At 37.8% G+C, this 11,390-nt stretch carries 12 protein-coding genes; all 12 read right to left on the bottom strand.

Annotated elements, in window-relative coordinates; genetic code table 11:
- Positions 1 to 8: 8 nt before the first annotated feature.
- The 12 genes from fliQ to fliF all read right to left on the bottom strand — a co-directional run bounded on the left by fliQ (position 9) and on the right by fliF (position 11,388).
- Positions 9 to 278: a flagellar biosynthesis protein FliQ gene (gene fliQ / locus B0X80_RS08090; RefSeq protein WP_076416947.1), complete on the bottom strand. Its 270-nt coding sequence runs from the start codon at positions 276 to 278 to the stop codon at positions 9 to 11.
- Positions 278 to 1,000 carry a flagellar type III secretion system pore protein FliP gene (fliP, locus tag B0X80_RS08085; RefSeq protein ID WP_089024856.1) on the bottom strand — a complete coding sequence of 241 codons (723 nt, stop codon included), beginning with the start codon at positions 998 to 1,000 and terminating at the stop codon, positions 278 to 280. The genes fliQ and fliP overlap by 1 nt, the downstream gene beginning before the upstream one ends.
- 106 nt (positions 1,001 to 1,106) lie before the next feature.
- Positions 1,107 to 1,526: a flagellar biosynthetic protein FliO gene (gene fliO, locus B0X80_RS08080; RefSeq protein WP_077339344.1), complete on the bottom strand. Its 420-nt coding sequence runs from the start codon at positions 1,524 to 1,526 to the stop codon at positions 1,107 to 1,109.
- Between the two features lie 10 nt (positions 1,527 to 1,536).
- Entirely contained in the window at positions 1,537 to 1,929 is a 393-nt protein-coding gene (fliN, locus tag B0X80_RS08075; RefSeq protein WP_076416948.1) for a flagellar motor switch protein FliN, read from the bottom strand.
- 74 nt (positions 1,930 to 2,003) lie between these two features.
- Positions 2,004 to 3,071, bottom strand: coding sequence for a flagellar motor switch protein FliM (fliM, locus tag B0X80_RS08070; protein WP_077339342.1), 1,068 nt, complete (start codon positions 3,069 to 3,071; stop codon positions 2,004 to 2,006).
- Positions 3,072 to 3,144: 73 nt separating this feature from the next.
- Entirely contained in the window at positions 3,145 to 3,693 is a 549-nt protein-coding gene (gene fliL / locus B0X80_RS08065; RefSeq protein ID WP_077339340.1) for a flagellar basal body-associated protein FliL, read from the bottom strand.
- 136 nt (positions 3,694 to 3,829) lie between these two features.
- Entirely contained in the window at positions 3,830 to 5,863 is a 2,034-nt protein-coding gene (locus B0X80_RS08060) for a flagellar hook-length control protein FliK (protein ID WP_077339338.1), read from the bottom strand.
- 104 nt (positions 5,864 to 5,967) lie between these two features.
- Complete coding sequence (gene fliJ / locus B0X80_RS08055; RefSeq protein WP_077339336.1) at positions 5,968 to 6,408, bottom strand: flagellar export protein FliJ; 441 nt, start codon at positions 6,406 to 6,408, stop codon at positions 5,968 to 5,970.
- Between the two features lie 55 nt (positions 6,409 to 6,463).
- On the bottom strand, positions 6,464 to 7,819 hold the full coding sequence (fliI, locus tag B0X80_RS08050; protein WP_077339334.1) for a flagellar protein export ATPase FliI: 1,356 nt from the start codon (positions 7,817 to 7,819) through the stop codon (positions 6,464 to 6,466).
- A 29-nt stretch (positions 7,820 to 7,848) separates the two neighbouring features.
- Positions 7,849 to 8,625, bottom strand: a complete 777-nt coding sequence (fliH, locus tag B0X80_RS08045) for a flagellar assembly protein FliH (RefSeq protein ID WP_077339332.1) — start codon at positions 8,623 to 8,625, stop codon at positions 7,849 to 7,851.
- Entirely contained in the window at positions 8,625 to 9,683 is a 1,059-nt protein-coding gene (gene fliG / locus B0X80_RS08040) for a flagellar motor switch protein FliG (protein WP_076416955.1), read from the bottom strand. Before fliG ends, fliH begins: the two co-directional genes overlap by 1 nt.
- Positions 9,676 to 11,388 (bottom strand): flagellar basal-body MS-ring/collar protein FliF, encoded by a 1,713-nt coding sequence (gene fliF, locus B0X80_RS08035; RefSeq protein ID WP_077339588.1) that lies wholly within the window; start codon positions 11,386 to 11,388, stop codon positions 9,676 to 9,678. The genes fliG and fliF overlap by 8 nt, the downstream gene beginning before the upstream one ends.
- Positions 11,389 to 11,390: the final 2 nt, after the last annotated feature.

Raw genomic sequence — 11,390 nt, 5'->3', positions numbered from 1 at the left:
ACACGCCATTAGCTAACAACACTGGGAATACTACCTATTAATCGAATAGTAAAATCCATGAGTTGTCGTACCAACCAGTGCCCACCAAAAATCAAAGCAAGCAAAGTAACAATCAGGCGAGGTAAAAAACTTAATGTTTGTTCGTTAATTGAAGTTGCCGCTTGGAATACCGCAACCACTAAACCTATAAGTAAACTAGGAATAATAACCGCACTTACTAATATAATAACCAGAAATAAAGCATCGCTGAGGATGTCTACAAAGACCTCTGGATTCATTAGCCGGCTCCCATCCCATAGCTGGTGGCAATAGTACCAATCACTAAATTCCAACCATCTACTAATACAAAGAGCATCAATTTAAAAGGTAAAGAAACGATCATGGGAGATAACATCATCATCCCCATTGCCATTAATATACTGGCCACCACTAAATCGATGATTAAAAAAGGAATAAACAACATAAAACCTATTTGAAAGGCTGTTTTTAATTCGCTGATAACAAATGCAGGCACGATAACCGTCATAGGTAAATCTGTGGGTTCACCGACTTGTTCAATGCCCGCCATACTTGCTAATGTGTCTAGATCTTTTATACGTGTTTGCTCAAGCATAAAAGCTCTTAAAGGTACTTTGGCCCTGTCTATGGCTTCAACGGAGGTAAGTTGATCTTGCAAGTAAGGTTGAATAGCTCGTGCGTTAATTTCATTGTATACAGGGGTCATAATAAATAACGTCATAAACAAGGTTAAACCAACAACCACTTGATTAGACGGTGTTTGCTGTAACCCAATCGCTTGACGCAATATCGCCATAACAACCAGAATTCGTGTGAAAGAAGTCATCATAATAACTGCCGCTGGTATAAAGCTTAGGGCAGTCATAAAAATGAGGATTTGAAGCGTTACTGAATATTCTTGTGAACCGTCAGGGTTAGTGGTGAGTTTTAACGCTGACATACTTAAGTCTTCAGCATAACTAACACCACTAAAAGCAAACATTGATAAAAGAACAAATACTAAAATAGGCAAGCGCTGCTTTACAGTACTTATTATTGCTGTTGGCACTTCATTTACGACGTTTTTTATCACGTTACTTACCATAGGTTTAATCATTTTTTTTGATGCTTTTTTTTAACAGACTAACAACGGATTTATCAAAAAATTCAGTTGCACTTTTACCTGTTTCTAGCGGCTTATCTAACGTATCTAAAAGTGTAATTTGATTTGCAGTAACACCTAACACTAATTGTTTATCTGCTACTTGCACTACAACTACACGTTCTTTTGTGCCTAAATGCAAACTTGTAACAACTTTTAATCCCTGATTACTCCCTTGAGCAGTAATTTGAAATTTCTTTAAAAGGTAAGCACTTGCAATAACAACTAATAAAACAAGAAATAACGACAAGATCATAGTAACCGGATCGGTACTCGCCGTAACATGTTTACCTACTTGTACGGTTTTTTCTTCAGCAAAGCTGGTAAAAGTAAAAAATACGCCAACAAAAAAACAAAGTACTTGCATTAATGATCCATTATTTAAGTTTTTTAATCCGCTCTATTTGACTAATAACATCGGTTAAACGAATACCAAATTTGTCATTAACGACGACCACTTCACCATGAGCAATTAAGGTTCCATTTACCATCACATCAAGTGCTTCACCCGCGACTCGGTCAAGCTCAACTACAGAACCTTGGTTTAATTGTAATAAGTTACGGATACTAATATTACTACGACCTACTTCCATAGAAATCGTGACAGGAATATCTAAAATAGCATCGAGCTTACGCTTTTCATCTCCGGTTATTGGAGCATCAGCTTCTAATTCATCTAATTCAACGGGTTTCGCATCAGCCGCTTCTGCTTCTGCCTGCTCTTCCATTGCTTCGTCCCACATGCCTAAATCTTCGTTGTCATCGCTCATCGCTGTTGACCTCTATCATATTTTTATTTAATTCTATTTATCTACAACACATTGGTATTCATTTATGTGTATAGCTAATATTCTAAATCATCTTCCAAAAGATGAAGTTCCGCATCACTGTCTAAACGTTTACCACCTTTAGTTAATATGGTTAGTTCGTTTTTAACTGATTCTGGACGTTTAATTTTTTCTTCTATTTTCAGCGCTAAGTTGTCGCGACTACGACCTAATTTAGCCCTAAAACTTGGTAAGTTTTCTACTAATACGGTTACATGCTCAGGCATATCGATAGGAATAATATCGCCAGCTTCAAGCTCCATTATTTGTGATAAAGGTAATTCTACTTCTATGAATTTTGTTGATATACCAATTGGAACATCCATAATTTCATCACGCAATGCTTTAGACCAACGCATATCAGTGTCTTCTTTATCACTTTGCACACCAGCATCTAAAAGCTCTCGAATAGGCTCTAACATTGAATAAGGTAAAGCGACGTGAAAATCGCCACCACCACCATCAAGTTCAATATGGAAGGAACTAATAACAACCACTTCGGTTGGGCTAACAATGTTTGCCATTGATGGATTGACTTCTGAATCTAAATATTCAAATGAAACATCCATAACAGGTGACCAAGCTTCTTTATAATCTTCGAAGATTAATTTAAGTAACATTTGGATAATACGACGTTCTGTTGGGGTAAACTCTCGCCCTTCAATTTTGGCATGATAACGACCATCGCCACCAAAAAAATTATCAACTAAAATGAAAACTAAGCGAGCTTCCATGGTGATCAATGCCGTACCTTTTAATGGACGAAATCGAACCATATTCAAACTTGTAGGTACAAATAAAGTGTGAACATACTCACCAAATTTGATCATTTGAATGCCGTTAATAGAAACTTCAGCTGTTCGGCGCATCATATTAAATAGGCTAATGCGCATATGACGGGCAAAACGTTCGTTAACCATTTCAAGGGTAGGCATACGCCCACGCACAATTCTATCTTGTGATGAAAAGTCGTAGTCGGACATGCCATCTGCATTGGCACTGTCTTCTACTAATTCCTCTTCTTCAACGTCATCAACACCATGTAATAGCGCATCAATTTCATCTTGCGATAATAAATCACTCACTCGATAGTCTCTTTATAGTTGTTATGGTTATTGTTATTTACTTTTATCAGCCGCATTATAGCGAGATGTAAAATTACTGCATTACAAAACCCGTAAATAAAACTTCTTCTACAATTTTATTACCTTCAATATCCATTAATACTTTTTGAATTTCAGATAAGGTTTTTTGCTTTAATGACACTTTGCCTGCGCTGGTAGCTAAATCATCAGCGTTTGATTGAGAAAATACCGCTAATAAAGTGCTTTCAATTAAAGGGATGTGTTTCTTTGCTGTTTCTTCATCATCACCACCGCGAACTAATAGCTGCGCTCTTATTTCAACAAATCTATCACGTGCTGCACCAGGTACATTAAATCTAAAAGGCCTGGGCATAGGAACATAAATTGCGGTTCCTATTTCTGCCGTTGCAGAAGAGGCTTCAGGCATACTGTTTCCACTCTCACCGCTGTCTAATGCAGCTTCAACCTCTGCAGCGGTAGGTTCGTCGCCTCCACTCATAAAGAAAAAAGCCCCTGCACCGCCTGCAATTAAAATTACAACGGCGGCAATAATGATGATCATTTTCTTTTTGCCACCACCGGCATTATCTAGTTCTAACTCTTCTTCTTTACCGTCAGCCATTTCGATTCCTTAAGCTTATACCCGTTACCAATCAAGATGCATATTTGCTTGAATAATAAAGGGTATATATATTCGAATAATCAATTGGGTATAACTATAGCCTTGAATGGCAACCTAGCCAATGTGTTTTATTAATTTAAGCATAGTAATCAACGCCTGTTGATGAAGCTTTAATCACTTTTGATTGCTGTGCCGTTATAGATTGTTCTGTAGCGCCATCTTCGTGCTGTTCAAATTGTCCATTTGATCCTTGATTATTTTGCTCTTGTGCTGATGATTGATTCGATTGTTGTTTTACATTGGCCCCGCCAACATCAACCCCACTTTCTGACATCATATGCTTAAGCTTATCCATATTTTGCTCAAGAGCTTCTTTTGCTTGTTGGTTTTGTACTACAAAATTAACCACAGCTTGTTCGTTTTGTAAGTTGATACGAACTTGCATTCGACCTAATTCAGGAGGATCTAACTGAATATCAACTTGCTGTATTTTTTGGTTAATCATCACCATAACTTTTTCTTTTACAGCATCGGTAAAGTCTTTACGCATAATAGAAATGGTTTCTATTTGTTGAATAACCGCACTTTTTTGTGTTTGGGCTAAATCTGCTGAAATGTTTTGCATTGTATTTTCAAATGAAAGCTCATGCTCGATAAATCTTTCTTCGCCCTGTGTAAGATGCTTAACATCCCTTTGAGACAACGTATCAAATAAAGGATTAACACCTTGGTTTAATTTAGCATGACTATTAAGTGTTTTTGCTTCGTTATGCATTATTTCTTCGATAACAATATCAACACTCTCTTCTGTACTTTCAGCTGCAGTTTCAGCTTTTGACTCAAACTCTTTTGTTGCAACAGGCGACTGAGCTATACTTTTGTTTTGCTCGATCTGATTTTTTTCACCAATAATATTTTTAACATCATTGTGTTTTTCGTTCGTTACATTGTTTAATTTACGGGTAATACTTTCATCAAATGATTCGTTATCAATAGCTTCTTCTGATAACTCCCCTGTGGCGTTAATATTTTTACTTTCATTTACGCTCTGATCGATTTTACTGACGTCTTTAGATAGTGTTTGAAATTTTGATTGGGCATTTGATTGAGCAATAACTTGCTCTGTTTTTATACTTGTTTTTTCAGTATCAGAAAGTATGTCGGTAGATTGTTCGATCACCTCTTCTAATGCTTCACTTTTTGTATTTGTTATATGATTTACAGTCCCCGTTTTATTATCGGGTATGTTCTCAAGTTTTCTGTTTGTTTTTTTAGCATCTAACGTTGTAGGTATACCTTGAGGCTGTGTTGCAACCGCACCTGCTTTAATGAGCATTTCATCATCAGTAGCTTCCGCACTATCATTACTTAATACTTTAGCTGTGCTCTTATCAGCATTATTTTTAACTGGTGTTTCAACGATATTTTTAACCGATGTGTTCGTGCTTTCTGTTTCTTTAGACTGAAGTAACGCCTTCACTTTTTGTAAAATGTCTGAGTCTTCGGTATCGATTTGATTAGATACTGATTGTGCGATCAGTGTTTTATCTGTTTTTAGTGCGCCTGCGCTTTCTTTCTCAATTAAAGTTTCAGATGAATCTCCTACAACTTTATTAAACGTATTCGCACTATTTACAGCTTTATTGGTCTCTACAATTTTAGACGCTTCTTCACCTGCATTTTTTTCACTACTAGACGCTACTGTATTATTTGAAGTTACCAATACTTTTTCAGAAGCATTTAAAAAAGATAATAATTGCTCTGGCTGGTTAGTTGTTTGCTCTTTAGTTGAAGGTATACTTTTAGGATCAATCGACTCTGCGGCATCCGCTTCTGAAAGAGTTGTATCTTGTGCTTCATTATTTGTTTTAGTGCTTAATTCAGCATCTGCATGATTATTGTTTTGTGTTTCTAATTCTTCTGTTTGATTTTGGTTTTCGTACTCATTAAGTTCATTTTCTTTATGAATATTTTCATTAGCATATAACTGCTGCTCTTTTTTGCCGTTTGTTGTAACACTGTTGCCGCTTTGAGCTTGCCCTTTATGTTTTTCCATTACATCAGAAAACAATAAAGAACTTTCTTTACTTGAATCGTCAAAGCCACCACTTAATGCTTTTGTATCAATGGGTTGAGTTGATTCTAGTGTTAACAAAGTCATATTAGACATAAATTTTCCTGAAAAAAATGGGCTTCCATTACCTTTTATTTAGTAGGTATAAAAGGAGCTACTTTAAAATTAAAGCAAAACATGTTCCATACTGGTATAAATTATTACCTTTTTCGTCTAACAAATTGCTGGGTGGCTATTTCATCAAACATTTTTTGTTCTCGTTTGTTGTCAATTAAGGCCAGTGCTTTTAATTTTTTATCTCTTAATAACTCAACGGCTTGTACTTTTTGTCTTTGTGCTAACCATTCTTGCTTTCGCTTTTTTACCATGGCTTGAGCTTGATTTAACGCTATTTGAACTTGTTCTGAGGCATTATCTAGTTTTTTTATAAAAGCATGAAAGTGACTAAAGGTATAACTATCAATCCCCTCAAGCGAACGCTGATTAAGTCGCTTCATATACTCGAGTCGATATTCACTTACGCTATCTAAACGTTGTAAATTTTGTTGGTATTCAAACTCAGCTTCTCTTAAATTTTTAGCTGCGGTGTTTTCGTTAGTTTGCTCGTATTTATATAAGGTGTTTAGTTGCTTCATTGGCATAGAAAACCTCCTTTAATAAATAGCGCCTCGTAATAACATTATAATTACGCATAAGTTATTGGCCTTGTTGTGCATGAGCTTGGGCCGCAGAGATAATTTCTTGTAACTGACTTAAACTTTGTTCGTATGGAATAACTTCAGATATTTTTTGCTGTAAAAAGAAATTAATAACAGGCAGTAAGGTAATAGATTGATCAATACGCGGATCGCTGCCTTTACTGTAGGCACCAATAGAAATAAGATCTTTGTTTTGTTGATACAAGGAATAAACTTGTTTTAATTGTTGGGCAAGTTGCTGGTGCTCTGGCCCAGTTACCATAGGCATAACACGACTAATTGAAGCTTCAATATCTACCGCGGGGTAATGCCCTGAATCGGCTAAGTCGCGTGATAGCACAATGTGCCCATCAAGTATTGCCCGAGACGCATCAGCAATAGGGTCTTGTAAGTCATCACCTTCTGTTAATACAGTAAAGAATGCAGTAATTGAACCTTGTCCTTCACCACCATTACCTGCTCGTTCAACCAGTTGTGGTAGTTTAGAAAATACTGAAGGCGGATAGCCTTTAGTTGCCGGTGGTTCACCAACAGCTAGTGCTATTTCACGCTGGGCTTGAGCATAACGAGTAATAGAGTCAATCAGTAATAAAACATTCAATCCTTGATCACGAAAATACTCACTAATTTGTACGGCCGTTTCACAACCTTTTAGTCGCATTAATGGTGAATTATCGGCTGGAGCGGCTACAACAACAGCTCGTTTTCGCCCTTCTTCACCGAGTATTTCTTCAATAAATTCTTTTACTTCGCGACCACGTTCACCAATAAGCCCCACAACGATAACATCTGCAGTGGTACCTTTGGTCATCATACCTAATAGAACACTTTTACCTACACCTGACCCCGCAAAAAGCCCCATACGTTGACCAGTACCAACGGTTAAAAAACTATTGATAGATCGAACACCAACATCTAACGGTTCAGTAATTGCTCGTCGAGATAGTGGATTAATAGGTTTGCCGCTGTATTGATAAGTATCGAGATTTTTAATGGGCCCTTTGCCATCAATAGGTTTGCCTACACCGTCAATAACACGCCCGAGTAGTTCCATTGAAAAAGGGAGTTTAGCTTTTGTTGATAACGGTACAACTCGTGCGCCAGGTAAAACACCTTGTAGGCTTTCTTCTGGCATGAGATAGGTTTTTTCTTGCTCGAAACCCACCACTTCTGCAATAAGATCGCCTTGTGATGTTTCAACTAAACATTGGCTACCTACAGGGGCTTTAACGCCAACGGCTTCTAAGGTTAAACCCACAACACGCACTAACCGCCCCGCCACTGATGTTTTGTGAGGATGGATCATGGTTTGGCAATTTTTAAGTCTGTCGGTGATGCGGTTATAGTCAAGCATAATAGTTTTTTGACGTTACGACCTTTTACTTACTGGTGTAGTGCATCTTGCAAAAATGATTCCAATACATCTTTCATTCGAGACTTAATTGTTAAGTCGATATTAGATGTGCTGTTTTCTATTTGGCAGCTTCCTCTTTCTAACTGAGGTGCTGCGAGTAATTTCCAACCTTGCTCAACAATATAGTCTTGGCCAAATTGTTCTTCGACTATTTTGATATCGTCAGGGTGTATTAATATTTGTGTTTGAGCTTCTTGACTGGGGAGCATTTTGATCCCTTCACCAATTGCTGCGGTAATAATATCAGGATTAGTTTTTGCTTCTTGTAAGGTAATGGCTTGGGTAAGTTGTACGACTAAATGTAATAGCTGTTCTTCTACATTTTTTTCAACACCGGCCAACGGTGTATGGAGTTGTTGAACTAGGGTTTGCCATTCTTGCGCTAGGTTATCAATGGTTTCTTTACCTTCGCTAAGCCCGGTTTCTATCCCCTCTTCATGACCTGATTTTAATCCTTCTTCATGACCTGAGCTTTTCCCTTCGTCATAACCTTTGGCAAAACCTTCTTCTTTGCCCTGATTAAAACCTTCTTCGTGTGCCGCTTGACGTATTTCTTCAATGTCTTCTGCGGTTAGTGGTGTGGGTTCTTCAATTTCAGTTTCTTCAGGTGGCTCATATTTCCAGCTACTTTTTTTTCCTAAAGCATTGGTTTTTCCATCATCAATTTTTTGTTCTTGTTCAACATTAGGAATAGACCAAAGATCAGACTCGATTTCAGAAGAACCTTTTACAATTTTTGGGTTCATTATAAGAACTCGTCTCCGCCGCCAGCACCACCAAGCATTATTTCACCTGCATCAGACAGTTTTCTCGCTACGGCAAGAATTTCTTTTTGCGCTGCTTCGACTTCTGTAATGCGCACTGGTCCCATAGCTTCTAGGTCATCTGCCATCATTTCAGCAGCACGTTTAGACATGTTAGCCATAATTTTTTCTTTAAGGGCATCATCAGCGCCTTTAATGGCTTTCATTAAGGCATCTTGCTGAACATCACGTAGGATCGCTTGAATACCTCTATCATCTACATCGGCAAGGTTTTCAAATACAAACATCAGATCTTGAATTTGTTGACTCATTTCTTCGTCGTGTTCACGAATTGCATCCATTAATGCGCCTTCGATATTGGTATCTAAATAGTTCATTATGTCGGCAGCTGCTTTTAAACCACCCATTTTCGCCGATTGTGCACCTGCTTGTCCGGCAAATTGTTTTTCCATAATTTCGTTTAATTCTTGTAATGCTGCGGGTTGTACTTCTTCTAAATTGGCAATACGCATGGTTAAGTCTAAACGAACTTTGTCAGCAAATTGACTTAAAATTTCAGCTGATTGATCAGGTTCTAAATAAGAGAGTACGATAGTTTGAATTTGAGGATGCTCATTACGAATAATGTTGGCTACTTGTTTAGAGTCCATCCATTTTAATGAATCTAAGCCTTTTGCTCCGCCGCCCATAACAATTTGGTCAATTAAATTGCCTGCTTTATCTTCACCTAATGCAGCCGTTAAAGCTTTACGAACAAATTCTTCACTTTGGAAACCTATGGTACTAAAGTTTTGAATTTCGTTAATAAAGAGTTTGTGCACTGCCGTGATTTTTTGCTGGGTAAAGTCTTGCATAGCCGCCATACTTGTACCCACTTGCTGAACTTGTTTAGGCTCTAAGTGCTTTAAAATTTGCGCAGCATCTTCTTCAGACAAACTCAGTAGCAAAATGGCTGCTTTTTCTGTGCCGTCTAATTTATCAACGTCGAACCCTGTTGGGCTGCCAACCATAGGGGCTAGCTCTTGATTTTCATCACTCATCTTCGCTTAACCAACTTTTAACTACTTGAGAGGATAATTCAGGTTCATTTGCTACTAGAGCCCGAACAGCTTTTAAAATGTCTTCATCTCGATGCAAGTCGGGTAATTGTAAACTTCCATCAGGTGCAAAACCTACAGCGCCAGCATCAAATTCAGTGGTTAACATATCCATGGTTTCATCACCTAAATCAATATGGCTATCAAGTGATTTGTCACCGTAATCATCAGGTCTTTGTTCAGGGTTAATTAAACGAGAAACCATTGGACGTACAACAAAGAATATTAGAACAATAATAACTAATGCGCCCATACCTAACTTGAACATACTTAAGAACCATGGTTGTTCGTAGATAGGTATTTCTTTTTCAACTATAACGTCTTCTCGAGAAAACGGTAATGAAATAACTTCTAATACGTCGCCTCGTTGTAAATCAAAACCTACACTGCCTTGTAGCAAACGACGAATATTAGCTATTTCAGCTTCAGATCTTGGTACATAAGATACAGCTGGTGCGCTTGTACTGGCTTCTTCACCATCAGGTGTTGGAGTAGCAGGAGCTGTTTCTGTTAAATAGTCTAATGCGACTGATACACTTACACGGCGAATAACACCTGTTTGTTGTTTAGTATGGCTTATAGCTTCATCTAATTCATAATTTTTAGTTGATTCTAAATGATTACGACTTGGCATAGCTCTTTTTTGCTCACCACCCGTAGCATTTTCAGGAATGTCTGAATCTAAAGGCGGTTGATTTGATAATGCACCTGGTATACCACCTAACATGCCACCTATGGTTTTATCTTCAACTTTCATTTCGCTACGTAAAGCAGGTAAATCTGAGTTATAACGGCGCTGGGTTTCTTCGGTATTGGTAAAGTCCATTGTTACATCAACTTGCGCTGTGTAGTTACCTAAACCAACAACAGGAATAAGAATTGAATCAATTTTTTCCATGTATTCTGATTCACGTTTTTGTTCTATTTCAAACTCTTTACGTGAACGAGATGAAAGGGAGCTTTGTGAGCCTGAATTTAATAGGCGTCCATTTTGATCGGTAACCGTCACTTTATTAGGTGACATGCCCTGTACAGCTGAAGCAACAATGTCGACAACCGCATCAACTTTTTCTTCAGATAATTGGCGACCTTTTTGTAACGTAAGTACCACAGTTGCAGAAGGTGACTTAACGCGCTTTGCAAAAATATTATCTTTTGGAATAGCTAATAAAACTTTAGCTCTTGAAATAGTTTGTAACTCTTCAATAGTTCGCGCCAGTTGTTGTTCACGTGAGTGTTTAAGACGTTCGCTTTCAAGACGTTGGCTTACACCAAACCCCATGTCTTGCATGATAAGTTCATTACCTTCTTTTTTCTCATAAGTTAAACCTTCACGAGCAAGTAACATTTTAACATTTTGATATTCATCGGCAGGTACTGAAATCGTGTTGTTTTCTTGAAGGTAATCCACTTTATTCGCATCAAGATAATCCATTGTTTTGATCAGTTGTTCTGTCGGCAGTTTGGTAAGCACTCTATATTCTGCTTGGTTTGCCCACATGATCACGAATATAGCTATCACTAAACAAATAGCGAGTGCCATTATTAACGTTAACTGCCTTAGCACATCAACATTACCAAGGGCAGATGAGAAGCCTGACTTTTGTTCTTCAGCTATGCTGTCTGAACCGTCGTCAGTTACGACCATAC

Origin of the sequence: Pseudocolwellia agarivorans, assembly GCF_002000085.1 — a bacterium.
Lineage (GTDB): Bacteria > Pseudomonadota > Gammaproteobacteria > Enterobacterales > Alteromonadaceae > Pseudocolwellia > Pseudocolwellia agarivorans.
The sequence above is the reverse complement of the archived record's forward strand: the minus strand, read 5'-3'. Positions and strand labels throughout refer to the sequence as shown.

Excerpts from the sequence above, each read along its gene's own strand:
- fliQ (WP_076416947.1), bottom strand. The coding sequence starts at position 278 with ATGAATCCAGAGGTCTTTGTAGACATCCTCAGCGATGCTTTATTTCTG.
- fliP (WP_089024856.1), bottom strand. The coding sequence starts at position 1,000 with ATGTTTGCTTTTAGTGGTGTTAGTTATGCTGAAGACTTAAGTATGTCA.
- fliO (WP_077339344.1), bottom strand. The coding sequence starts at position 1,526 with ATGCAAGTACTTTGTTTTTTTGTTGGCGTATTTTTTACTTTTACCAGC.
- fliN (WP_076416948.1), bottom strand. The coding sequence starts at position 1,929 with ATGAGCGATGACAACGAAGATTTAGGCATGTGGGACGAAGCAATGGAA.
- fliL (WP_077339340.1), bottom strand. The coding sequence starts at position 3,693 with ATGGCTGACGGTAAAGAAGAAGAGTTAGAACTAGATAATGCCGGTGGT.
- B0X80_RS08060 (WP_077339338.1), bottom strand. The coding sequence starts at position 5,863 with ATGTCTAATATGACTTTGTTAACACTAGAATCAACTCAACCCATTGAT.
- fliJ (WP_077339336.1), bottom strand. The coding sequence starts at position 6,408 with ATGCCAATGAAGCAACTAAACACCTTATATAAATACGAGCAAACTAAC.
- fliI (WP_077339334.1), bottom strand. The coding sequence starts at position 7,819 with ATGCTTGACTATAACCGCATCACCGACAGACTTAAAAATTGCCAAACC.
- fliH (WP_077339332.1), bottom strand. The coding sequence starts at position 8,625 with ATGAACCCAAAAATTGTAAAAGGTTCTTCTGAAATCGAGTCTGATCTT.
- fliG (WP_076416955.1), bottom strand. The coding sequence starts at position 9,683 with ATGAGTGATGAAAATCAAGAGCTAGCCCCTATGGTTGGCAGCCCAACA.
- fliF (WP_077339588.1), bottom strand. The coding sequence starts at position 11,388 with ATGGTCGTAACTGACGACGGTTCAGACAGCATAGCTGAAGAACAAAAG.